The organism is Bradyrhizobium sp. Ken64 (assembly GCF_055807555.1).
The window spans coordinates 108004-131072 of sequence record NZ_JBVVPA010000015.1 but is presented as its reverse complement, the minus strand read 5'-3'; the positions used below and the strand labels follow the sequence as shown (position 1 = coordinate 131072).

Genomic DNA, 23069 nt, shown 5'->3' with positions numbered 1-23069 from the left:
TTACGCGGCGTCCTCGAACTGGGCGTAGCCGGACGCTTCCAGCTCCAGCGCCAATTCCTTGCCGCCGCTCTTCACGACACGGCCCTTCGACATCACGTGCACGACGTCAGGCACGATGTAGTTGAGCAGCCGCTGATAATGGGTGATGACGACCATGGCGCGCTTGGGCGAATGCAGCGCGTTGACGCCGTCGGCCGCAATCCGCAGCGCGTCGATGTCGAGGCCGGAATCCATCTCGTCGAGGATACACAGGCTGGGCTCGAACAGCGCCATCTGCAGCACCTCGTTGCGCTTCTTCTCGCCGCCGGAAAAGCCGACATTGACGCCGCGCTTGAGCATGTCCTGCGGGATGTTCAGCGACTTCGAGACTTCGCGAACTTTCTTCAAAAAGTCGGGCGTCGAATATTCGCCCTCGCCGCGCGCCTTGCGCTGCGCGTTCAGCGCGGTGCGCAGGAAGTTCATGGTGGAGACGCCGGGGATCTCGACCGGATACTGGAACGCCAGGAACACGCCCTTGGCCGCGCGCTCGTTCGGGGCCATCGCGAGCAGATCTTCGCCCTTGAACAGGATCTCGCCGTCGGTGACCTCGTAACCGGGCTTGCCAGCGATGACGTGGGACAGGGTCGATTTGCCGGAGCCGTTCGGCCCCATGATCGCGTGGATCTCGCCCTCGTTCACGGTCAGCGTCAGCCCATGGAGGATCTCACGCTCCTCGACACGAACCTTCAAGTCCTTCACTTCAAGCAAAGCCATTATCTTGTTTCCATCTATCTCCTCATCCTGAGCAGCGCCGCAGGCGCGTCTCGAAGGATTGAGGCCACTATCTTTCCGTATCCATCCTTCGAGACGGCCGCTTACGCGGCCTCCTCAGGATGAGGTCAGCGTTAGCCGACGCTCCCCTCGAGCGAGATCGAGATCAGCTTCTGCGCTTCCACCGCGAATTCCATCGGCAGTTGCTGCAGCACGTCCTTGACGAAGCCGTTGACGACGAGGCCGACAGCTTCTTCCTGGGTGAGGCCGCGCTGGATGCAGTAGAACAGCACGTCCTCGGAGATCTTCGACGTGGTGGCCTCGTGCTCGAACGTCGCCGAGGAGTTCTTGGCTTCGATATAGGGCACGGTGTGCGCGCCGCATTTGTCGCCGATCAACAGCGAATCGCAGGCGGTGAAGTTGCGAGCGCCGGTCGCCTTGCGATGCGCGGTGACGAGGCCGCGATAGGTGTTCTGCGACCTGCCGGCCGCGATGCCCTTGGAGATGATGCGGCTCGACGTGTTCTTGCCGAGATGGATCATCTTGGTGCCCGAGTCGACCTGCTGATAGCCGTTCGAGATCGCGATCGAATAGAACTCACCACGGGAATTGTCGCCGCGGAGAATGCAGCTCGGATACTTCCAGGTGATCGCCGAACCGGTCTCGACCTGGGTCCAGGAGATCTTGGAGTTGTTGCCGCGGCAGTCGCCACGCTTGGTGACGAAATTGTAGATGCCGCCCTTGCCTTCGGAGTTGCCGGGATACCAGTTCTGCACCGTCGAATATTTGATCTCGGCGTCGTCGTGGGTGACGAGTTCGACCACGGCCGCATGCAGCTGGTTCTCGTCGCGCTGCGGCGCGGTGCAGCCCTCGAGATAGGAGACGTAGGAGCCCTTGTCGGCGATGATCAGCGTGCGCTCGAACTGGCCGGTATTGCGCTCGTTGATGCGGAAGTAGGTGGACAGCTCCATCGGGCAGCGCACGCCCGGCGGCACGTAGACGAACGAACCGTCCGAGAACACCGCCGAGTTCAGCGTCGCATAGAAATTGTCCGACGTCGGAACCACAGATCCCAGATATTTCTGCACCAGCTCGGGATGCTCGCGGATCGCCTCCGAGATCGGCATGAAGATCACGCCGGCCTTCTTCAGCTCCGCCTTGAAGGTGGTCGCAACCGAGACCGAATCGAAGACGGCGTCGACCGCGATCTTGCGCCGGTTAGGATCTTCCTCGCCGGGCTTGGGTTCGACGCCTTCGAGCATGGCGACTTCCCGCAGCGGAATGCCGAGCTTCTCGTAGGTCTTGAGAATCTCGGGATCGATCTCATCGAGCGAGGTGATCGTCTTCTTCGGCTTCGGCGCCGAATAGTAATAGAGATCCTGGAAGTCGATCTTGGGATAGTCGACGCGGGCCCAGGTCGGCTCGGTCATGGTCAGCCAGCGCCGATAGGCTTCGAGCCGCCACTGGAGCATCCAGGCGGGTTCGTTCTTCTTCTCGGAGATGAACTTGACGGTCTCTTCCGACAGCCCCTTGGGGGCCTTGTCGGACTCGATCAGGGTCTCAAACCCATAACGATACTGATCGACGTCGATGCGCTTCACGCGCTCGACCGTCTCTTGCACGGCTGGCATTCTATCCTCCGCTCGCGGTTTCAAGGACCGCGGTGGATCATCAAACTCGGACGACTATTACGATGTTTCTTGGCGGGACGCACGTGCTTAGAACCATTCGAGCCGTGTCTCATCGCTTATCCCTTAAGTAGGGTATTACCGAGCTTTCGCCAAGCCTCTAACGCCCTGTTGATGTCATCCAGCCCCGTGGACCAGCCCAGACTAAGACGCACCGCTCCTTGGGCGACGGTCGGATCATACCCCATTGCCGACAACACGTGGGACGGCTGCACCTTGCCCGAGGAACAGGCAGATCCCGAGGACACCGCGACACCTTCGAGGTCGAAACCGATCACCGCGGTCTCGGCTTTCAAGCCGGGAGCCGTGAAAAGAACGGTATTTGGCAACCGCCTGACGTCACTTGAGAAGACCGTTGCGCCGGCCATGGAGCGAATGCCATTTTCCAAGCGATCTCTTAGGCTTGCCATCCGCTCCGCATCCTCCGGCAAAGCCTCAAGGGCAACCCGCACCGCTGCCCCGAAGCCGGCTATGCCGGCGACATTCTCGGTTCCGGCGCGCCGGTTCAGCTCCTGCCCGCCGCCCCGCAGCACCGGCTCAAGTCCGGCCACACCCTCGGCCACGACCAACGCGCCGATACCCTTGGGGCCGCCGATCTTGTGCGCAGAAAAGGTCGCAAGGTCTGCGCCGATCACTTTGATATTAAAAAGGATTTTTCCAAGCGCCTGGATTGCATCGACGTGCAGCAGGCCGCCACCCCCGTGAACGATTGCCGCGGCCTCGGCGATAGGCTGCAGCGCGCCCGTCTCGTTGTTGGCCGCCATGATGGAAACCAGCGCCGGCGGGCCGTCGCCGAGCAGCGCCTTCAAATGGTCAAGGTCGATCACGCCGGAGCGCGTGACCCTGATCCGACCGATCTTATCCGCCGGGAACCGGCCGCCCGCCAGCACCGAAGCATGCTCGACAGCCGAGACCAGAAGCCGCTCGACAGGCCCGCCAGACGGCCCCCGCAGGCCCGGCGATAGCGCAAGCGCATTGGCCTCTGTTCCCGCCGAGGTGAACACGACATTCCGGGGCAGCGCCCCGACGGCCTCGGCAAGCGTGGACCGGGCTGCCTCGACGAGCCGACGTGCCTCCCGCCCCTCGGCATGAACCGAGGACGGATTGCCGATCAGCTCCCAGGCCGCGACCATCGCCGCTCGCGCCTGGGAGCGCAGCGGCGTGGTCGCATTCCAGTCGAGATAGACACGGGTCGGCATGTCGCCCTCATAGCACCTTTTGTCCTCGCGCCAATCGGAAGCCGATTCGCATCAGGCCGCCTGCTGCTGCGCGGTCGCGGCCGCGCGGCACCGCTCGATCCGCAAACCGAACAGCGGCCGCAACCAGGCGATCCGCCGTACCACCTCGTAAGTAACCACGCAGGTGACCGCGGTGCAGGCAATGACGATGAAGCCCTCGCTTCCGGCGGACAAATCGCTGCCCTTGAGTGCGTGCGCGATCATGATGATCGCGGTCTGGTGCACAATGTAATAGGGAAAGATGGCATCGGTCAGGTACCGGCGCGCGGCGCCATCGGCGGTGAAGTGGCGGCGCGCAAAGCCCAGCACAGCGGCCATCGCCAGCCATTGATAACAACCATATGCCAGGCCCGCGAACCACCTCAGCATCGATGTCTCGAACAGGCCGGCACGAAGCAGAATGAACACAACGAACAGGCCTGCGGCAAGGGCGAGCGCGATCCAGCGCTGACGTTCGATGTCGCGCCAGATGTTGCCCTCTTTCGCCAGCAGGAAGCCGATCAGGAACGCGGTCGCATGGTCCGCATGGTTGTACCAGTCGCCGAACAGCGCGTGCGTCGACGGAAAGGCCGGGAACAGGAACAAGCGCCAAGCCGCAAACAAAAGGCACGGCAGGACCAGCAGCCCGGGCCCGGCGAGCAGGACAGCCAGTCTCGCACCGACCCGATCGGCCAGCATGGGCCACAGCCAGAGCACGCCCGTCAGCGCGACAGTGTAGACCCACAGGTAGACCACGAACCAGAGATGGTTCCAGGTCGGCAGCACAATGCAGGGGTTCGGGCAGAATTGCGCTCCGAACGCCAGATAGTGCCGGACGTAAAAATCGGCGAAGCCGGCAGGGTAACCGAAGCTCTCAACGATCTGGAGGTAGGACTGCGGCGGCACGATCACGAACATGCCAAAGATCAGTGGGATCAGGAGCCGTGCCGAGCGCGTGCGGACGAAGGCACCGAAATTGTACTTGCCCAGCATGAAACGAGTGGCGACGCCGGACACCAGAAACAACAGCGACAGCCGCCATGGATTGATGACCAGCATCAGGGGCTCGAGCCAGCTCAGCCGGTGCGCGCTCTTGATGTGAAATCCCCAGGACACGTAGAGCATGCCGACGTGATAGAAGATCAGAAGCCCGAAGGCTAAAATCCGTACCCAATCCAGGTCGATGCGCCGTTCCGCGATTGGGAGTTGCAGTGGTGTTGACATGGTTTTCTGCTCCTTGAGGGGATGCCAAATACGGTTCATCGGCCATGGCTGACACGGAAAATGCCTCACAAACCGAGCGCGTCGAGCCGGTTTGGGATCAGGACAGGGAACGAAGGGATGAAGTGCCGTCCGCGGGGACGAGCGGCTGGGCTTCGGGGGCCAGCGGCAATCATTGGACGATGTTCATCGCGATCGCCGCGGTTTCGCTCGCGATCGGAATCGTGAATGCACTCTCCGGAGCGCAGGATGCCGCCTGGCGCGGCGACAGTTCCGACGTCGGCAAGCGGCTTTTCTGGGAGCTCTCGAGCATCGCCGTGATCCTGCTGCTGCTGCCGATGCTCGTGCTCGCGATGCGGCGGATGCGTCGCGCCGGGGCCCTCATGCGGGTCTGGATCGGCGTCGTCGCCCTGCTCGGCTTCTCGGCCCTTCACATCACCGGCATGGTCTGGATTCGGAAGCTCGCGCTATGGCTTGCCGGAGGCGCCTATGACTTCCATTTCTCGCTTGCGACGGTCCTGTACGAATTTCGCAAGGACAGCGTGGCCGTGTTCCTGATCGGCAGCACGCTCTGGCTGCTCGAAAGCCGGCGCGAGCTGAAAAGCGTTGCAACGTCGATCCCGCCCGCGCCGGCCGGCCCGCAACGATCCCCACCCCCCGATCTGATCTGGCTCAGAGACGGCACAAGCCGCATTCGCGTCGTGCCCCGCGATATCCTGTGGGTCGCCTCCGCCGGTAATTATATCGAATACAGCCTCGCTGACGGCACCCAGCACCTGATCCGTGGCACGCTCGCAATGGCGGAGAGCGAGTTGTCGCGCCTCGGCATCGTGCGCGTCCACCGCACAAAGCTGGCCAATCTCGACCGCGTGAGCAGCCTCGACCTCAGGCCATCTGGGGATTTCGAACTCACTTTCGACAACGGGCAGACGCTTGGGGGCAGCCGCCGCTACCGGCCGGCTGTCGTCTCGCTCGGGGCCGGGCGGCAATCACGGGAAACGCCCGCGGATCGCCGAACGAACGAAAAAACGTTGTAATTCCAGTTACTTGCCGGAGGCTCATGAGCTCCATTGCGGCCCACATCATCAGCTCCTGCCGCTAAACGACAGCGGCAGGAGCACATGCGCCGGGCGCTCACGACATCGTCACGACCAGCTAAGTTCTTGAGCTCGTTGAGAGATGCCGAAGATGCTTGCTTTTTGACCCTCGCCTCATGTTAGAACGCGCGCGTCAGTTCGCCGCGCGCCGCTCGCGCATCATCCGAGGGCGCCGCTCCACCCTTCCATTCGCGGCTTGATCGGCCCAGCAGCCGATGAAATCCGCACAATCGGTTGATTGTTGAAGAGCGTCTTCAAGGGATCAATCAAGAGATCATCATGCCTGAAGTTATTTTCACCGGCCCCGCCGGCCGTCTCGAAGGCCGCTACCATCCGGCCAAGCAGAAGAATGCGCCGATCGCGATGGTCCTGCATCCGCATCCGCAGTTTCACGGCACGATGAATCATCAGATCATCTACCAGTGCTACTATGCGTTCGCGCATCGCGGCTTCTCGGTGCTGCGGTTCAATTTCCGCGGCGTCGGCCGCAGTCAGGGTTCGTTCGACCACGGCACCGGCGAATTGTCGGACGCGGCCGCGGCGCTCGACTGGGCGCAGACCATCAATCCCGAAGCCCGCGCGTGCTGGGTTGCCGGCTTCTCCTTCGGCGCCTGGATCGGCATGCAGCTGCTGATGCGCCGTCCGGAGGTCGAGGGCTTCATCTCGATCGCGCCGCCCGCCAACCTCTACGACTTCTCGTTCCTCGCACCCTGCCCGTCCTCGGGGCTCATCGTGCATGGCGAGAAGGATGCGGTGGTGCCGCCCAAGGACGTCAACACGCTGGTCGAGAAGCTGAAGACGCAGAAGGGCATCGTGATCGACCAGCAGGTCATTCCCGGCGCCAATCATTTTTTCGACGCCAAGCTCGAGCCGCTGATGGAAACCATCACCGCCTATCTCGACATGCGCCTCGCCAACGTGCGCTGAGGCCTCGTCGCTGAGCCTTGTAACCCGGATGGAGCGAAGCGAAATCCGGCAAGCTCCATCCGCGAGACAAGGCCCCGGATTGCGCTGCGCTCCATCCGGGCTACGAAACTTAAGCTCGGCTTCAGGCGAGCTTGAGCGCGACGATTCCCATCAAGACGAGCGCGATGCCCGCAAGCTTCATCGCGCTCAAGGTCTCGCCGAACAGCACGACGCCCATGACGAAGGTGCCGGCGGCGCCGATGCCGGTCCAGACCGAATAGGCGACGCCGACCTCGAGCACCTTCAAGGCACGCCCGAGCAGGACAACGAAGGCGGCGAGCAGCACGAGCGAGACGATGCTCCAGCCTGCGCGCGTGTAGCCCTCCGCGTATTTCATCGAGATCGCCCAGCCGACGTCGAGGAGGCCTGCGATCACCAGCATCAGCCAGGCCATGGATTGCGACATCGGCGTCGGCTCAGGCCGCAAGCTTGAGCAGATGCGCGTCGTGGCGCACGAGGAAAGCGCGCAGCAATTGCGGATAGTCGGCGCCCACGGCAGTGCGGACGCTCGGACGCTTCGCCAGCTCGGCGCGCCACGCCCGCACCTTCGGCAGATCCTTGAAGATGCCGAGTTCGGTCACTTCATCGAACACGTCGAAATAACGGAAGACGGGGGCGAACACTGCATCGACGAGACTGAACGTATCGCCCGCAAAGAATGGGCCTGCGCTGAGCGCGGCCTCGACACGCGCGAACTTCGCCACGAGTGCCTGGCGCTTGCTCTCGAAGGTCGCCGGGTCCGTCGTGGTCTCCAGCCCCCAGAGGTCGCCGAGCACTGCTGAACCAAACTCCATCCACGCCCGGTGCTCGGCACGCTTCAAGGCAACCGCCGGATGCAGCTTCACACCGCCTTGCGTCTCCTCGATGTACTCGCAGATCACGTTGCTCTCGAACAGCGCGACCTCGCCCTTCTCGCTCGTCACGACCAGCACCGGCACCTTGCCGAGCGGCGACAGTTTGAGAAACCAGTCCGGCTTGTTGGCGAGATCGATGTCGACCCGCTCGAACGGAACGCCCTTCTCCTTGAGCGCGATCACCGCGCGCTGCACGTAGGGACAAAGCTTGTGGCTGATCAGTTTGAGTGAAGCGGTCATGGCGAGGATCCCGGCGGTTGGATGCAACTGCATCCAATATAGATGCATTTGCATGCACTCGTCAAGTTCAATGCATTTGCATCGACCGGCACCAATCTCGGAATTACCTCAGGGCCGCGCGATCACCCCGCCCGTCATCGGCATCGGCACCCCCGTGGTAGCGGGATACGACAGCGGCAGGCCCTTCAGGCCGCGCGCGGCGAGGAAGCCGAAGGCCTGCGCCTCGATGGCGTCGGAGGCCCAGCCGACTGTCTCGGCGGCCTCGACAGTGGCGGACCCAACGCGCTCCCGCAGCATCTGGAGCATGGTCCGGTTGCGGGCGCCGCCGCCGCAGACGATCCAGCTTCGCGGCCTGCGTGGCAGCAGCGGGATGATGCGGGCGATGGCCGCCGCAGTGAAGGCGGTCAGAGTCGCGGCGCCGTCGGCCGGCTGCACCTCGCCGAGCTTCAGTGCGGCAAAATCGTTGCGGTCGAGCGATTTCGGCGGCGGGCTTGCGAAGAACGGCAACTCCAGCGCCCGCGCGATCCAGGCGTCGTCCGCCTTGCCGAGGGCTGCGAACTTTCCGTCCGCGTCGAACGCCTGGTTCATGGTGCGGTACATGAAATCGTCGAGCAGCGCGTTGCCGGGCCCGGTATCGCAGGCAATCAGCGTGTCGTTGCCGTCGATATAGGTGATGTTGGAGACGCCGCCGATATTGACGACAACGATCGGTCCTTCGCGTTCCAGCGAATGGACAAGCGCGCGGTGATAAACCGGCACGAATGGCGCGCCCTGCCCGCCGGCCTCGACATCGGCGGCGCGGAAATCATGCATCACGGGGATATGGATCGCCCTGGCCAGCGCCGGCGCATCGCCGATCTGGACCGTCAGTCGCTTCTCGGGGCGGTGCAGCACGGTCTGGCCGTGGAAGCCGACGATGTCGATGTCTTCCGGCCTCATCCGGTTCTGGGCGACAAAGGCGGCGACCGCCTCGCCGTGCGCCAGCGTCACGGCGCGTTCGGCCTCGGCCAGAACTCCCGGTCGGGCATCGCGTTGCGACAGCTGCACAGCCTCGCTCAGCGCCTGCCGCAGCAGGTTGCGCTCCGCCGGGCTATACGGCCGGTAGCCGGATGGCCCGAACGCCTTCACCTGCTTTCCGTCGGTTTCGATCAGCGCGACATCCACCCCGTCCAGCGAGGTGCCGCTCATCAAACCGAGTGCCGTCAACATCATGGATCAGCGTCCTCAAGAGACCCTTCCGGCATGCCGATCTTGTGCCAGAGGGACACATCTTATAATGCCACAGGCCAAAGTGGCGGGCAGCAACCGAGTTCCCACGGAAGACCCTTAAATTGCTCCCAAAACAGTAAACCAAGAATTGTCAGGCGCGCCGACAAATGACTGCATTCAAATCGGATTTCCTCAACACGCTGCAGGAACGTGGATTCGTCCATCAGTGCTCCGATTTCGAGGGGCTGGACGCGCTCGCCGCCAAGGGCGAGGTGACGGCTTATGTCGGTTACGATTGCACGGCCCGCTCGCTGCACATCGGCAATTACCTGACCATGATGATGCTGCACTGGCTCCAGGAATCCGGCAACAAGCCGATCACCCTGATGGGCGGCGGCACAACCATGGTCGGCGATCCCTCCGGCAAGGACGAGACGCGCGCGATTCGCTCTGTCGCCGAGATCGAGGCCAACAAGGAATCGATCCGTGGTGTGTTCGCAAAAGTGCTGCGCTATGGCGACGGCAAGAGCGACGCCATCATGCTCGACAATGCCGAGTGGCTGACAAAGCTCAACTACATCGAGATGCTGCGCGACGTCGGCCGGCACTTCTCGGTCAACCGCATGCTGACCATGGACTCCGTGCGCCTGCGCCTCGAGCGCGAGCAGGAGATGAGCTTCATCGAGTTCAACTACATGATCTGCCAGGCCTATGACTTCGTCGAGCTCGCCAGGCGGACCGGCTGCAACTTGCAGATGGGCGGCTCCGACCAGTGGGGCAACATCATCATGGGCGTCGATCTCGGCCGCCGCATGGGCACCCATCAACTGTACGCGCTGACGACGCCGCTGCTGACCACGGCGTCGGGCGCCAAGATGGGCAAGACCGCGCAAGGCGCGGTCTGGCTCAACGCCGACCAGTTCTCGCCGTATGATTTCTGGCAGTACTGGCGCAACACCGAGGACGCCGACGTCGGCAAATTCCTCAAGCTGTTCACGACGCTGCCGATGAGCGAGATCAGGAAGCTCGAGGCGCTCGGAGGTTCCGAGATCAACGAGGCCAAGAAGGTGCTCGCCACGGAGGCGACCGCGCTCCTGCATGGTCGCGAGGCCGCGAACGAGGCGGCCGAGACCGCGCGCCGCACCTTCGAGGAAGGCGCGCTGGCCGAGAGCCTGCCGACCGTGGAAATTCCGCGCGGCGAGTTCGACGCCGGCCTCGGCGTGCTCAACGCCTTCGTCAAGGCGGGCCTCGTTGCCTCCAACGGCGAAGCACGGCGCCAGATCAAGGGCGGCGGCCTTCGCGTCAACGACGAGCCCGTCACCGACGAGAAGATGGCGCTGTCGGCGGCCGACCTGACGCCGGAAGGCGTGGTCAAGCTGTCGTTCGGCAAGAAGAAGCACATCCTCCTGAGGCCTGCATAGGCGTATGAGCTTTTCGCTGCTTGTCAGGGCGCGCTGAAGCGCGCTCCCTGATCGGCAATGAACCAGAACACGCGAGAGGAACAGTCCAAGCGCGTCACGGCGACGCCGCAGGGCGTCGTGCGCACCGCGCTCGTGGTGCTCGCGCTCTGCTTCACACTCGCCGTGCTCGGCCGCGGCCTCAGCGAAAGCTTCACCGTCTTCCTGAAGCCGATCTCGGAAAATTTCGGCTGGGATCGCGCCCAGGTGGTCTCGATCTATTCGCTGACCTGGCTCGTCAGCGGACTGATGGCGCCGCTGGTCGGGCGCCTGTTCGATCATTCCGGCCCACGCATCGTCTATGCACTCGGGCTGTTGCTGCTCGGCTCGGCCTTCCTGATCGCAAGCCACGCGCAGTCACTCTGGCAGTTCCAGCTCTCGATCGGACTCTGCGTCGGCATCGGCGTTGCCTTCATCGGCAATGTGCCGAACTCGATCCTGCTCGGCCGCTGGTTCGGCCCAAAGCTGCCGACCGCGATGGCGGTGGTCTACTCGGCCATGGGTGGAGGCGTGCTGGCGCTGCTGCCGGCCTCGCAGCTTTTGATCGATCATCTCGGCTGGCGCGAAACCTACCAGCTGTTCGGCTTCGCCGCGCTCGGCCTGCTGGTGCCGCTCATGCTGCTGCCATGGCGGCTGTTCGCCTCGGGCTCGCCGCATATCGCGAAGAAGACCGATCCGGATTTCGTCGATCACGGCTGGACCCTTCCGAGCGCGATGCGCCATCACGCCTTCTGGGCGCTGTTCTCGACATTCTTCTTCACTGCGGTCGGCATGTATGCGATCGCCGCCCAGATCGTGGCCTATCTGATCGATGCCGGCTTTCCGCCGCTGCAGGCCGCGACGGCCTGGGGCTTTTCCGGCGTCGTGCTGGTGTTCGGCATGCTTGGCGTGTCAGCGCTCGACGGCCTGATTGGACGCCGGCCGTCGGTGCTGCTCAGCTACGCGATCTCGATCCTCGGCATCTTCCTGCTGTGGCTGTTGCAGTACTCCGCGAATCTCCTCCTGCTCACCGGATTCGTGGTCTGCTTCGGGAGCATGATGGGCTCACGTGGACCGCTGATCACGGCGACCGCGATGAAGATCTTTGGGGGCAAGCGCGTCGGCACCATCTACGGCACCATCTCGATCGGCAGCGGGCTCGGCTCGGCTTTCGGCTCCTGGAGCGGCGGCCTGATCCATGACGCGACCCATGGCTACAACGCGCTGCTCGCCTTCGCGCTTGCAAGCGTGGTGCTCGGGATGATCCCGTTCCTGGTCGTGCCCGCTTTGCGGCGCTAGGTCTCCCGAAGGTAACCTGAGCGCATTCGCGTCACCGGGAAATTACGGATGGGCACGACGCGAATAGCTGCAAAAAATGTGCATCGCGCGCGGCTGAAAGTCCCGGCTGCGGTGTTTTGTCCGACATGACAAAAATGTCAGCGCAAATTGCCCTTGGGTGGCTTGCAGGGCAGAACTGAATGCGGCTAGTCGCAAGCATTGGATGGAGGGCACAAACCAATGAACTTTCCCTATCTCGTTCGCTTTCAACCGGTTCTCTTGAGCCTGTTTCGCTTCATCACTGGACTCCTGTTGCTCCAGTACGGCATCGCCAAGCTTTTCAAGTTTCCGGTGCTTCCCTACTTCGCAAACATCCCGCCGATCATCTACGCAGCCGGTACGCTTGAGCTGGTGCTTGGCGCGCTGCTGATGATCGGCCTGTTCACCCGCCTCGCGGCGTTCATCCTCTCGGGTGAGATGGCCTTCGCCTATTTCATGGGCCACATGTTCAAGGGCGAGACGCCGGTGTTCCTGCCGTTGCTCAATGGTGGCACCGCGGCGATCCTGTTCTGCTTCGCCTGCCTCTACCTCTCGGCAGCCGGCGGCGGCTCGGTCAGCGCCGATGCGGCGATGGGCAAGGACTAGCGGCACAACCGGCGGCGCGTTCGCGCGGCGCTGAGGCGTCAGCAATTGATTCGTGAATAAAGGGATGGCACCAGTACATTTACGGGTGCCATCTCAGCGCGAGCCCAGCACGTTCCAGACCAGGACGAGGACCGCGACCAGCAGCATCGACATGATGAGGCGGTGGACGAATCGGTTCATGTCCGCTCCCACCGGATTCGGTCGGGACTAAAGACCCACACAATCCTTCTCCCAGTTGACTTGCCATGCGCCGACACGGCGCATTTCCGCATGGATGTTTGCGCATGCAGCTCGCGGACGCCGCTCGCGCGGCAGCCGTCGCACGCGTCCATTCATGATTGGTAAGAATTTCATGCTACCGACGCGAGCAACAATAACCATTCCGTCGAGGCCGTGATGAAGCTGCTGAGCCACCTCAAGATCCGCACCAAGCTCGCCAGCATGGTCTGTCTTTCGGCACTCACGGTCACGGCCATCATCGGGGTGTCGTCCGTGCTCAGCAAGAGCCGCATGCTGGAGGACCGCGTCCAGCAGATGCGGACCGCGGTCGATATGCTCCACAACCTCGCCCAATCACTCGAAGAGGAGGTCGGCGCCGGCAAGCTGACGCAGGCCGAAGCGAAGGTCCAGTTCCACCAGCGCGGCCGCCGCATGAGCTTCAATGGCGGCCAAGGCTATCCGGTGGTCTATAACGCCGATACGTCCCTCATCGTCAACGGCGCCAACCAGCAGCTCGAAGGCAAGATCACGGGCGCAAAGGACTCCAATGGCGTCCTGATCGCCGACGCCATTATCAAGGCCGGCGCTGAGACCGCACAGGGCGGCGTGACCTCCTATCTCTATCCCCGCCCCGGCCAGACGGAGCCCGTCCGCAAGACCGTTTTCGCGCGCAAATTCGCGCCCTGGAACGCGACGATCAGCTACGGCCTCTATGTCGACGACATCGACGCCGACGTGCGAGCCCTGACTCTGGAGCTGGGGGCGATCGGCATCGGCCTGATGCTGCTGATGGCGACACTGTCATGGCTGATCGCCCGCGACGTGCTCGGCGCGCTCGACCGCCAGAAGAACCGCATGCAGGCCATTTCCGAAGGCGCCATCGACGCGCCGGTCGAGGAGACCGGTCGCGGCGACGAGATCGGCCGCATGGCCGAGACCCTCGAAGTGCTCAGGCAGACCGCGCTGACGGCGCGCAAGCTGGAGGCCGAGCAGGTCGCCACCAAGATCCGCAGCGAACAGGAGAAGCGCGACGCGCTGATCTCGCTTGCCGACCGGTTCGACGCCTCCGTCGGCCAGCTCGTCGGCCTGATGGCCTCGGGCTCGGGCGAGCTGGAGGTTACCGCCAAGTCGATGTCGTCGACCGCGGAAGGCACCAACCGCCGCGCCGCCGTCGTCGGCTCGGCCGCCACTGAAGCCAGCCAGCGCGTCCAGACGGTCGCGGCCGCCGCCGAGGAGCTCTCCTCCTCCATCACCGAGATCAGCCGTCAGGTCGCGCAGTCCGCCGTGGTCACCGGCCGCGCCGTGGACAGCGCGCGCCGCACCGACACCATCGTGCGTGCCCTCTCGGAGGGCGCCCAGCAGATCGAGCACGTCGCCGAGCTGATCTCCAGCATCGCGGCGCAGACCAATCTGCTCGCGCTCAACGCCACCATCGAGGCCGCACGCGCCGGCGAAGCCGGACGCGGCTTTGCCGTCGTCGCCTCCGAGGTGAAGTCGCTGGCGAGCCAGACCGCGGAAGCGACCCGTGAGATCGGCGAAAAGATCGCCCAGATCCAGGGCGCGACCAAGGAAGCGGTGGACGCCATCGGCGGCATCACCGCCACCATCGAGGAAGTCAGCCGGATCGCCACCTCGATCGGCGCCGCGATCGAGGAGCAAGGCGCCGCCACCGCCGAGATCGCCCGCAGCGTCTCGCAGACGGCCGAGGCGACCCAGGAGGTCACCACCAATATCGGGGGCGTCAGCACGGCAGCGAACGAGACCGGCAATGCCGCAGGCATGGTGCTCGCCGCGGCCTCGAACCTCTCCAAGCAGGCCGAGCAGCTCTCCGGCGAAGTCGGGACCTTCCTGGCCGGCGTGCGCGCGGCGTAACGCGGCCGGCTAGCTAGGCGCGCGTTCTACCGAGAATGTTGCGCGGGGTTAAGCACGCAGGAGCGCGCCGCGGGTTCTGAACCTCTCCCGCTTGCGAGAGAGGTCGGCGCGAAGCGCCGGGTGAGGGCTCTCTCCTCTCGGGGGCTCTCGATTGCGGAGACACCCTCTCCCCAACCCTCCCCCGCAAGCGGGGGAAGGAGCGCAGCTCCGTCCTGGCGGCGGCCCGACTTCATCGCAGTCAACGAAATCAGCCCAGCCTCGCCGCTATCGCCGCGCGAGGGTGCAGCCGCTCGAGAGCTGGCGCGTCGTTCCGGTCGAGCCATCGCTCGATTGCGACGGGAATTCCTCGAACGGCGAGTTCTGTTTGCCGGTGTTGAATTCGAAGATCTTGCGGAACAGACCGGGCGCCATCGCCGAAATCGGATTGACGCGCATCACGGGCGCGGCCGGCGTGCCGACGACCTCGTAGGTCACGCCGATCAATCCTTCATTGTTGCCGCCCCCGAGGAAGATGCCGAACAACGGGATCTGGCCGAAGATGTTGTTGACGCCGTACATCGGCACGAAGGTGCCGCTCATGCAGACCTGATTGCCGGGAAAGTCGATCGAGCCCTCGATGGTGGCGCCGATCATCGGCCCCTTGACCACCCCGTCGCGGATCGTGAGCGCGCCGTTCTGCCGCGTGAACTCCGCGCGCAACGCCGAGAAGGCGACGCCGCTCTGCGCACCGTTGGGAGCGCCCGCCGCGACGCGATCGAGTTGATCCATTCCCTTGACCGAGAAGTCGCGCACGTTGATCAAGCCTTCCCGTGTCGTGGGCTCCGATGTCGGCGGCTCCATGGCCACCACCATCTGGCCGCCGTAGACCTTGTTGGTGGTGTCTGTGAAGCGCAGGAAGTTTCCGGCATCGCTGGTCTGGAGATAGATCACCTCGCGGTTGCCCTGGGCGCGGCCGCCGCGCAAATCGGCGGCCACAGGCGTGTCTTTTCCGATCCTGCCGCTCAGCGTGAAGGCTTTGACCGCACCATTGCGCCGAGACATCTTGGCCTCGACGCTGCGCATCGCCTCGCCGTTGAAACCCATGACGGCGCCGAGCTTCACGTCGATGTCGAAATCGACGTTCTTCGTCTTGCTCTTGGCATCGTCCTTGGAACTGCCTGAGATCGCGGATTTCAGGAAGCCGCGGCCGTCGAAGACGTCGCCGCGCATCGTACCCTTCAGCACGCCCTCCTGGCTGCGCTCCACCTTCAGCGACGCCTTGTCGCCGTCGGACGGCGCGTAAGTCGGGAAGTTCGCGTTCATGAGGTCGCCGTTGGCATCGACCTCGAGCGACCCCTTGATCGCAGCGCCGCCGCCTTCGATGACGATGTCCTCCAGACGCGTCGATTGCGCCGTCGGCACCACCTTGAAGCTGGCCTTGCCCGCTCTGCCCGGCAATTTGACCCAGCCGGGCAGGATGTTGTCGAGCTTGACCGAGGTCAGGTCGGCCTCGATGCCGAGCTTCGTTGTCTGGTCGGGCCCGCCGGCGATCTTGCCGGACAGCTTGATCGGCACCGATCCGCTGACGGCGGGGCCCAGATCGAATCCGAGGCGCGCGCGGCTCGCATCGTCCAGCGTGGTCTGCAATTTGACGTCCGCATCGCCCTCGGCCGGCTTGCGATAGTCGAGCGAGGCCGCCTGCCCGTTGATCTTGACGTCGCCCTTGACCTGATAGCCCTGGTTGCTCGCGACGATCTTGAGGTTGTTGGCCTCCAGCTTCTGGTTCATCACCAGCTTGTCGGCACCAAAACCGTTGAGATCGGCGGTAACGCTGTAGGTGGTATCGGCTTTGGTCAGCTCGCCCTTGACCGGCAACCCAAGCTGGACGTTCGCCGAGAACGTCCCCTTGCTGGTATTGGGATCGATGACGGTCGACGACAGATCGCTCAGGCGATCATTGGAAAGCATTTCGGCCGCCGCAGGCACCGGGCCTTCGACACGGAACCTGGTCCGCGACGGCGACGGCTTGGGCGCCATATCGGGCACCTCGAAGACGAAGTCGGAAATCGTGATCTTGCGGCCCGCTGGCGTATCGGCGATGCCCTGCCCGATATTCACGGTCGCGGTGCGGCCGGTCACACGCGCCTTCAAATCGGCATCGTGCACCACCGGCAGGCCATCGACGGGGCGAACCGTGACACCGCTCGCCACGATATTGACCGACAGGCCGTCGTCGGGAATGGGTGGGCCCTTGCGCGGAAGATTCTTCGTCGGTGAATTAACGCCGATCTCGATGCGCTGGAGCGTTCCACGCTCGATCCGTTCGATCACCCATTCGCGCAACTCGGGGACGACAAGCGTCGGCCACATCCGCTTGAGCGCGGAGGCCGACATCGGCGTTCCCGCAAAACCCAATGTCAGCCGCGGCTCGCCCGAATAGTCGATGGCACCGGTGCCGGCAACGCCGATCTCTCCGTTGGAGATATCGGCCTGCGTCAACAGCAGCCTCTTGTGGTCGGTGTCGAAGCGGAAGCCGATCGCAATACGGTTGAAGACCAGCGGCGGCTCGTTGTCGATGCCGCCGAGCAGGATCGAACCGCCGCTGAAACCGAGCTGCCAGTCGTTGACGGTGCCGTTGGGCGGCTCGACGTGAGCCAGAAGCGTCAGACGGTTCGCGCCCGAGAGGACCTTGAACGGAGCGACCAGCACCCGCCGATTGGCGTCCCACTCGACATTGATCTCGGCCGAGTCGATCGCCATCGGATAGTCGGGCGTATCGGTATCGATGATGTTGCCGGCACCGACCGCGATCTTGCCGCGAAAAAAGGTCGGCACGCCGTCGCGGCCGAGCTCGCCCTTGAGCTCGCCGGTCAGCGGCAGGTCGGCGGTGTAGGTGAGGTCCTTCACCCGCAGCGCCAGCAGGATGTTGGCGGTCGAGACCTTGTCGGCGCGGATATCGACCGAGCGCACGCCGTTCTCGGTGGGGCCGATCGTGGCACGCAGCGACCACGGACGCGCGCCCTCCTCGCCGAGGCTGAGCGCGACGCCGCCACGGCTCGGACGGCGCAGGCTGAGCGTGATGTTCTCAAACGTCCATTTGCTACCGCGCTGCTGGTCGTCGACGATCAGATTGCCGTTCTTCAGGCCGATCTCGTTGAGGTTCTGGCCGTCGAGGCCGGTCATGCTCAGGCTGTCGAGCCAGTCGAGGCCCTGAAGAATGCCGGTCGGGGCCGTGGCCTGGGTCGCGGCTTGCGATGCATCGGGAGTCGCAGGCTCGGTGGCGAATGGCGGCGGTGGTACACCGTTGCGCGGGAAAGTGGGCGGCAGCCCCGCGTCCTTCTTGGAGGCGACACCGGTTGCAAGCGGCTTGGCGGTGTCACCAGCCGACACCGTGACCGTGCCGTCAGGCGCGATCCGGATCGCGAGCTCGGCATCGACGAGGTTGAGGCTCTCGGCGCGCAGATGCCCCATCAGCAGGCCTGCACCCGACAGCTTCACCTCGGCCTTCGGTGCGGTGGCGACAATGACGTGATCGTGGTCGCGCACGACGATATCGCGGATGCGCACGGCGATCCGGATCCGCCCGGCCCGCTCGATCTGCGTGCCGCCGACCTCCACGGTGTTGCCGTGACCGATATTGTCCTCGATCGCGGCCGCGAGCCACGGCGTCGCAATGTCGAGATTGATGGGCCCGGCGCCGAGCCGCCACCACAGCGAGCCGAAACAGCCGACGAAGATGACGATCAGGGCACCGATGACCACGGCCACGCGCTTCAGCCAGCGACCACCGCCCAACCAGCGGCGCAACGGACCAAACCCGTCAGCGAAGCGATGGAAGCCCGAATTGGAACGCGACAACAGCCGGCGCGCACGATAGCCCGCCGCCGCTTCCTGATCCGGATCCCAATCGGCGTCGTCCCATTGCTGTTGCTCTGGTTGGCTGCCGCGCCGATCCGAATCCCGATTGTAATCCTGGGGCGACGTATTCCTTGCCATTGCCTCTCGATACAGGCGCCCGTCGTGGGATTGAGCGCCGCCGGGGCCGCAGCCGTCGACGGGAAGCGAAGCTTCCCGCGCCGGCATTGCCGCCATACCTCGAATATTCCTTCTGTTCGTCATGTCGCCCCGGGAGCGCGTTCAACGAGCAGTGGGGTGGTGCGTGGAATTCCTTGTAACCAGACTCCGGCGTCGTCAGACTCGCCCTGCCGAGGGCACGATTCCGGCATAGCGGAAAAGGGCTGCAATACCGCTTTGGTTGACCCGCCGAAAGCGACGAAAGGAAGGCGTATGTCCAAGAAATCCCGAAAGAAATCGTCCAAAACGCCCTCCGGCAGTCCGACGGCTAAAAAGACGCCCGTGAAAACGCGGGCAGCGACTCAAACCAAGCCCGCGAAAACACAGCGGACACCGGCGAGCAAATCAACTGGGACCATAGCAAAGACAGCATCGCATAAGGCCGCATCGAAACGGTTAAATTCTTCCAAATCGGCATCCGCGCCCGAAACGGCGGCGAAGGCCGGCTTGGCCGAGGGGAAGAAGGCTCCCGCCTTCCGCCTGCCCCGCGACGGTGGCGGTGTCGTCGCGCTGTCGGATTATACCGGCCAGAAGCTGGTCCTGTTCTTCTACCCCCGCGCCGACACGCCGGGCTGCACCAGGGAGGCCATCGATTTCACCCGGCTCACCGGCGCCTTCGCCTCGGCCGGCACCGCCGTGCTCGGTATCTCCGCTGATCCGGTCAAGGCTCAGGATAAATTCCGGGACAAGCACGGTCTCGGCGTGCCCCTCATCTCGGACGAGACGCACGAGATGCTGGAGGCCTACGGCGCCTGGGGCGAAAAGTCCATGTATGGCAAGAGCTTCCTGGGAATTCTTCGTACCACGATGCTGCTTGGCGCCGACGGCAGGATCGCCCGGATCTGGCGCAATGTCCGGGTCGACGGCCACGCCGACGAGGTGCTGGAAGCCGCAAGGAGCCTTTAACCAATCATTTAAATTCAAGCGGTTCCGTTTCCGGAAAATTAACCATGACTGGGCCAGATTGCCGCGGCAATTAGGCCGTACGGACTCATCCGACCGGCGCGGGAGTGCCGATGTCGAAAAGTTCTGCCCAATTCTCGCAGTACCCCCAACATCACCCCCACGACCACGGTCGAGCCTTTCATCGCCGTGCTGCCGCGGTGGCAACCGCGCTCCCCCTTCCGGACACCGACGACGCCTACACCATCGTGCATCACGGCAAGCAGGTTCGCTTGGGGCCTGTGGTGTTCTGGATCGTGGTCGGCACGGTCGTGCTGCTGGGGCTCTGGTCGGCCGCAACCGCCACCTATTTCGCCTTCCGCGACGACGTCCTCACCCGGCTGATCGCCCGGCAGGCCGAGATGCAATACGCCTATGAGGACCGCATCGCCGAGCTGCGCGCCAAGGTCGACCGCACCACCAGTCGGCAGCTGCTCGACCAGGAGCAGTTCGACCAGAAGCTCGACCAGATCATGAAGCGCCAGACGGCGCTGGAGTCCCGGGCCACGGCGCTCGGGTCCATGCCGGACGTGACCGGATCGATTCCCCGTTCCAGCCCGCAGCGTGGCGATGCCAGCCAGACGACGCAGGGCACACCAAAGCCCTCGCCGATCAGCGACACCGTGATCTTCGTGGCGCCCCCGGATCGCGAAGCGCGGCTCGAATCGCGCGCGCCGACCCTCGCAGCTCCGCCCGTCAATCAATTCGCCAAGAACCAGGGATTCGACAACGTCGTCGTTCGGCTCACGACCTCGCTGGACCAGGTCGAGCGCCGCCAGATGGCGGCACTCAACGCCGTCGAGGAAGGCATGGATTCGCGCATGCGCCGGATGCGCGGCGTCGTCAGCGATCTCGGCCTGAACCTCGCAAGTCTCGAAGCCGCCGTGCCGCGCACGGCGATGGGCGGGCCTTTCGTACCCGTAAAACTCACCGCCAGTTCGGGGCCGTTCGAGAAGCAGCTCTATCGCATCAACAGCACCCGCGCCGAGATGGACCGGCTCAATCGCACGCTCGCACTAGTGCCCTATCGCAAGCCCGTCATCGGCGAGGTCGAGTTCACCTCCGGCTTCGGCGTGCGCAGCGATCCATTCCTTGGCCGGCCCGCGATGCACACCGGGCTCGACTTCCGCGCCGCAAGCGGCGATCCCGTTCGCGTCACCGCCAACGGCAAGGTCGTCTCGGCCGGCTGGTCGGGCGGCTACGGCCGCATGATCGAGGTCGATCACGGCAATGGTCTTGCGACCCGCTATGGCCATCTCTCCGAGATCAACGTCAGGGTCGGCGAGATCGTGAAGATCGGCCAGGTCGTCGGTCTCGTCGGGTCGACAGGCCGTTCCACCGGCCCGCATCTGCATTATGAAACCCGCATCGACGGCGAAGCAGTCGATCCGCAGAAATTCCTGCGCGCCGGCGTGCGGCTCAGCGCGGGCTAGACTCGTTGGGAGCGCTCTCGCCTAGTCCGGGTTTACACGGCGGAACTTCGGAGTTCCCTCCGCGTTAGGTCGTTAGGTCCTCAATGGCGCGATCTTCTGATGCAAAAGACCGATACGAAAGCTCGTCCGGCCGAGGGCAAGGCGGACCAGCCACGCAACAGCGCGGCTCAACTCTTCAGCGATATTGCTAACCGAACATCTCAAGCTGCCGGGCGCGCGCTGACATTCATGATTGCCGCCGGCGTCGTCCTGGTTTGGGCGGTCACCGGTCCCGTCTTCCATTACTCCGATACATGGCAGTTGGTGATCAACACCGGCACCACGATCGTGACGTTCCTGATGGTCTTCCTGATTCAGAATTCCCAGAATCGCGACAGCGCGGCCATCCAGGTGAAACTCGACGAACTGATCCGGGTGAGCGCGGCGCACAATTCCTTCGTGGGAATTGAGCATTTGACCGACGACGAGCTCGACGAGATCCGCACCAAGTGTGAGCTTCGCGCCGAGGCCGAAAAGGTCGGAGAAGAGACGGTCAAGAATGCCGGGAAGAAGGCGAAACGCGCCGCCGATCTCGTCACCGAATAAGCTGGGGAAACACCGGAAAACGACGAGGCGCAGCTTCGTTCGGAATCGCACTGCTTCGGCAGGCTCTACTCGCCAGCGCCTCCCTTGTGATCAGCCAGCCTTGACTACTGGCCGCGCTCGTGGCCGACCTCACCGGTGATGACGTCGCCGAACAGCTCCCAGGCCTGCCCGTTGAAGCGCATCAGCTGCATCTGCTCGATCGGGAAGTAATCGTCGGCCGAGGTGTTGACCATGATGCCCGGCAGCATCAGGTCGGTGTGGAAGTCCTTCAGGTTCGTGGCCTGCTTCATCACGTTGTCACGTGTGAGGTTGTCGCCGCACTGCTTCAGCACCTGCGCCATCGCCTCCGCCTGGACGTAGCCATAAAGGTTGTTGGCGTTGGTCTTGTCCCCTTCGGGATAGTACTTGTCCATGAAGGTGCGCCACGCGATGACGGCCGGGTCCTTGTCCCAGGTCGGGTCGGTCGGATCCTTCAGATACGCGGTCGAGATGATGTCCTTGGAATAGTCGAGCCCGGCCGGCTTGAGCACAGAGGCAATCGACGTCGCCGTATTGGCGAGGAAGAATTTTGGCTTCCAGCCGAGCTCGCCGACCTTCCGGATCGCCTGTGCCGAGCCTTTCGGCGCGGCCCATGAGAAGAAGATGTCGGCGCCGGAATCGTGAAGCGCAACGATCTGCGAGTCGATCGAGGGATCGCTGACCTCATAGGATTTGTCGGCGATGATCATGCTGGCCTTGTCGCCGAGCCCGTCCTTAAGGCCCTTGAACTGGTCCTTGCCAGCGTCGTCGTTCTGCCAGAAAACCGCGATCTTGCTGTTCGGAAACTTGTCACGGATATATTTCGCGTAGATCCGCCCCTCGCTCTGGTAGTTCGGCTGGAAACCCATGGTCCATGGGAAATTCTTGGGGTCGCCGAACTTGGTGCCGCCGGAGGCGACGAAGAGCTGCGGCACCTTCTTGGCGTTCATATATTTCATGATCGCGGAATTCGAGGGCGTGCCGAGCGGCTGGAAGATCAGCAACACCTCGTCGCTTTCCACCAGCTTGCGCGCCTGCTCGATCGCCTTCGGCGGCGAATAGGCGTCGTCATAGCTGATGAAATTGATCTTGCGCCCGTTGATGCCGCCCTGATCGTTGATCATCTTGAAGAACGCGGCCTCGGTCTTGCCGATCACGCCATAGGACGATGCCGGCCCGCTATAGGGCATGATGTTGCCGAGCTTGATTTCGGTGTCGGTGACGCCGGGATCGTATTTTTTCTGCGCCAGGGCCGGTGTCGTGACGAGCACGCCGGCAGCAAGAATGGCGAGGGCAGCAAGGTTATTGCGACGACCCGGCATCGTTCTCTCCCCTGTTTTGTAGTC

The 23069-nt window shown here is 63.7% G+C and carries 19 protein-coding genes; 9 read left to right on the top strand and 10 right to left on the bottom strand.

Annotated features, from left to right (window positions below):
• From sufC to AC0L2F_RS23745, 5 genes are all read right to left on the bottom strand, one after another.
• Entirely contained in the window at positions 1 to 753 is a 753-nt protein-coding gene (sufC, locus tag AC0L2F_RS23765; protein WP_007609807.1) for a Fe-S cluster assembly ATPase SufC, read from the bottom strand.
• A 131-nt stretch (positions 754 to 884) separates the two neighbouring features.
• Entirely contained in the window at positions 885 to 2381 is a 1497-nt protein-coding gene (sufB, locus tag AC0L2F_RS23760; RefSeq protein ID WP_007609805.1) for a Fe-S cluster assembly protein SufB, read from the bottom strand.
• A 116-nt stretch (positions 2382 to 2497) separates the two neighbouring features.
• A complete protein-coding gene (locus AC0L2F_RS23755; protein WP_473250049.1) occupies positions 2498 to 3637 on the bottom strand; it encodes a cysteine desulfurase family protein in 1140 nt (379 codons plus the stop codon).
• A 51-nt stretch (positions 3638 to 3688) separates the two neighbouring features.
• Positions 3689 to 4879, bottom strand: coding sequence for an acyltransferase family protein (locus AC0L2F_RS23750; protein ID WP_473250048.1), 1191 nt, complete (start codon positions 4877 to 4879; stop codon positions 3689 to 3691).
• A 169-nt stretch (positions 4880 to 5048) separates the two neighbouring features.
• Positions 5049 to 5189 carry a hypothetical protein gene (locus AC0L2F_RS23745; RefSeq protein ID WP_245313399.1) on the bottom strand — a complete coding sequence of 47 codons (141 nt, stop codon included), beginning with the start codon at positions 5187 to 5189 and terminating at the stop codon, positions 5049 to 5051.
• Between the two features lie 4 nt (positions 5190 to 5193).
• On the opposite strand from AC0L2F_RS23745, the gene AC0L2F_RS23740 reads away from it, so the two are divergent.
• Entirely contained in the window at positions 5194 to 5913 is a 720-nt protein-coding gene (locus AC0L2F_RS23740; protein WP_473250047.1) for a LytTR family DNA-binding domain-containing protein, read from the top strand.
• A 339-nt stretch (positions 5914 to 6252) separates the two neighbouring features.
• Entirely contained in the window at positions 6253 to 6900 is a 648-nt protein-coding gene (locus AC0L2F_RS23735) for an alpha/beta hydrolase (RefSeq protein ID WP_007591562.1), read from the top strand.
• A 121-nt stretch (positions 6901 to 7021) separates the two neighbouring features.
• Here AC0L2F_RS23735 and AC0L2F_RS23730 read toward each other — a convergent pair whose 3' ends face one another.
• From AC0L2F_RS23730 to AC0L2F_RS23720, 3 genes are all read right to left on the bottom strand, one after another.
• Positions 7022 to 7345, bottom strand: a complete 324-nt coding sequence (locus tag AC0L2F_RS23730; RefSeq protein ID WP_473250046.1) for a DMT family transporter — start codon at positions 7343 to 7345, stop codon at positions 7022 to 7024.
• Between the two features lie 10 nt (positions 7346 to 7355).
• Positions 7356 to 8033 (bottom strand): glutathione S-transferase family protein, encoded by a 678-nt coding sequence (locus AC0L2F_RS23725; protein ID WP_473250045.1) that lies wholly within the window; start codon positions 8031 to 8033, stop codon positions 7356 to 7358.
• Between the two features lie 108 nt (positions 8034 to 8141).
• Complete coding sequence (locus AC0L2F_RS23720; RefSeq protein WP_007609782.1) at positions 8142 to 9245, bottom strand: anhydro-N-acetylmuramic acid kinase; 1104 nt, start codon at positions 9243 to 9245, stop codon at positions 8142 to 8144.
• 164 nt (positions 9246 to 9409) lie between these two features.
• Between AC0L2F_RS23720 and tyrS the strand changes: the two genes are divergently transcribed.
• The 4 genes from tyrS to AC0L2F_RS23700 all read left to right on the top strand — a co-directional run bounded on the left by tyrS (position 9410) and on the right by AC0L2F_RS23700 (position 14692).
• Positions 9410 to 10663 (top strand): tyrosine--tRNA ligase, encoded by a 1254-nt coding sequence (gene tyrS / locus AC0L2F_RS23715; RefSeq protein ID WP_007609781.1) that lies wholly within the window; start codon positions 9410 to 9412, stop codon positions 10661 to 10663.
• A 57-nt stretch (positions 10664 to 10720) separates the two neighbouring features.
• Positions 10721 to 11977, top strand: a complete 1257-nt coding sequence (locus AC0L2F_RS23710) for an MFS transporter (protein WP_473250044.1) — start codon at positions 10721 to 10723, stop codon at positions 11975 to 11977.
• A gap of 219 nt (positions 11978 to 12196) precedes the next feature.
• A complete protein-coding gene (locus AC0L2F_RS23705) occupies positions 12197 to 12601 on the top strand; it encodes a DoxX family protein (RefSeq protein ID WP_007609771.1) in 405 nt (134 codons plus the stop codon).
• A 396-nt stretch (positions 12602 to 12997) separates the two neighbouring features.
• Positions 12998 to 14692 carry a methyl-accepting chemotaxis protein gene (locus AC0L2F_RS23700; protein WP_473250043.1) on the top strand — a complete coding sequence of 565 codons (1695 nt, stop codon included), beginning with the start codon at positions 12998 to 13000 and terminating at the stop codon, positions 14690 to 14692.
• Between the two features lie 264 nt (positions 14693 to 14956).
• Here AC0L2F_RS23700 and AC0L2F_RS23695 read toward each other — a convergent pair whose 3' ends face one another.
• A complete protein-coding gene (locus AC0L2F_RS23695) occupies positions 14957 to 18754 on the bottom strand; it encodes a YhdP family protein (RefSeq protein ID WP_473250104.1) in 3798 nt (1265 codons plus the stop codon).
• A gap of 204 nt (positions 18755 to 18958) precedes the next feature.
• Between AC0L2F_RS23695 and AC0L2F_RS23690 the strand changes: the two genes are divergently transcribed.
• The 3 genes from AC0L2F_RS23690 to AC0L2F_RS23680 all read left to right on the top strand — a co-directional run bounded on the left by AC0L2F_RS23690 (position 18959) and on the right by AC0L2F_RS23680 (position 21705).
• On the top strand, positions 18959 to 19651 hold the full coding sequence (locus tag AC0L2F_RS23690; protein WP_473250102.1) for a peroxiredoxin: 693 nt from the start codon (positions 18959 to 18961) through the stop codon (positions 19649 to 19651).
• Positions 19652 to 19761: 110 nt separating this feature from the next.
• A complete protein-coding gene (locus AC0L2F_RS23685; RefSeq protein WP_473250042.1) occupies positions 19762 to 21120 on the top strand; it encodes a M23 family metallopeptidase in 1359 nt (452 codons plus the stop codon).
• 99 nt (positions 21121 to 21219) lie between these two features.
• Entirely contained in the window at positions 21220 to 21705 is a 486-nt protein-coding gene (locus tag AC0L2F_RS23680) for a low affinity iron permease family protein (protein ID WP_473250041.1), read from the top strand.
• A 104-nt stretch (positions 21706 to 21809) separates the two neighbouring features.
• Here AC0L2F_RS23680 and AC0L2F_RS23675 read toward each other — a convergent pair whose 3' ends face one another.
• Positions 21810 to 23045, bottom strand: coding sequence for an ABC transporter substrate-binding protein (locus tag AC0L2F_RS23675; protein ID WP_473250040.1), 1236 nt, complete (start codon positions 23043 to 23045; stop codon positions 21810 to 21812).
• Positions 23046 to 23069: the final 24 nt, after the last annotated feature.

Bases quoted from the DNA above. Each gene is read 5' to 3' on its own strand.
- AC0L2F_RS23755 (WP_473250049.1), bottom strand. From the start codon at position 3,637: ATGCCGACCCGTGTCTATCTCGACTGGAATGCGACCACGCCGCTGCGC.
- AC0L2F_RS23680 (WP_473250041.1), top strand. From the start codon at position 21,220: ATGCAAAAGACCGATACGAAAGCTCGTCCGGCCGAGGGCAAGGCGGAC.
- tyrS (WP_007609781.1), top strand. From the start codon at position 9,410: ATGACTGCATTCAAATCGGATTTCCTCAACACGCTGCAGGAACGTGGA.
- AC0L2F_RS23730 (WP_473250046.1), bottom strand. From the start codon at position 7,345: ATGTCGCAATCCATGGCCTGGCTGATGCTGGTGATCGCAGGCCTCCTC.
- AC0L2F_RS23745 (WP_245313399.1), bottom strand. From the start codon at position 5,189: ATGCTCGAGAGCTCCCAGAAAAGCCGCTTGCCGACGTCGGAACTGTCG.
- AC0L2F_RS23725 (WP_473250045.1), bottom strand. From the start codon at position 8,033: ATGACCGCTTCACTCAAACTGATCAGCCACAAGCTTTGTCCCTACGTG.
- sufB (WP_007609805.1), bottom strand. From the start codon at position 2,381: ATGCCAGCCGTGCAAGAGACGGTCGAGCGCGTGAAGCGCATCGACGTC.
- AC0L2F_RS23675 (WP_473250040.1), bottom strand. From the start codon at position 23,045: ATGCCGGGTCGTCGCAATAACCTTGCTGCCCTCGCCATTCTTGCTGCC.
- AC0L2F_RS23710 (WP_473250044.1), top strand. From the start codon at position 10,721: ATGAACCAGAACACGCGAGAGGAACAGTCCAAGCGCGTCACGGCGACG.
- AC0L2F_RS23690 (WP_473250102.1), top strand. From the start codon at position 18,959: ATGTCCAAGAAATCCCGAAAGAAATCGTCCAAAACGCCCTCCGGCAGT.
- AC0L2F_RS23705 (WP_007609771.1), top strand. From the start codon at position 12,197: ATGAACTTTCCCTATCTCGTTCGCTTTCAACCGGTTCTCTTGAGCCTG.
- AC0L2F_RS23700 (WP_473250043.1), top strand. From the start codon at position 12,998: ATGAAGCTGCTGAGCCACCTCAAGATCCGCACCAAGCTCGCCAGCATG.
- AC0L2F_RS23720 (WP_007609782.1), bottom strand. From the start codon at position 9,245: ATGATGTTGACGGCACTCGGTTTGATGAGCGGCACCTCGCTGGACGGG.
- sufC (WP_007609807.1), bottom strand. From the start codon at position 753: ATGGCTTTGCTTGAAGTGAAGGACTTGAAGGTTCGTGTCGAGGAGCGT.
- AC0L2F_RS23695 (WP_473250104.1), bottom strand. From the start codon at position 18,754: ATGCCGGCGCGGGAAGCTTCGCTTCCCGTCGACGGCTGCGGCCCCGGC.
- AC0L2F_RS23735 (WP_007591562.1), top strand. From the start codon at position 6,253: ATGCCTGAAGTTATTTTCACCGGCCCCGCCGGCCGTCTCGAAGGCCGC.
- AC0L2F_RS23685 (WP_473250042.1), top strand. From the start codon at position 19,762: ATGTCGAAAAGTTCTGCCCAATTCTCGCAGTACCCCCAACATCACCCC.
- AC0L2F_RS23750 (WP_473250048.1), bottom strand. From the start codon at position 4,879: ATGTCAACACCACTGCAACTCCCAATCGCGGAACGGCGCATCGACCTG.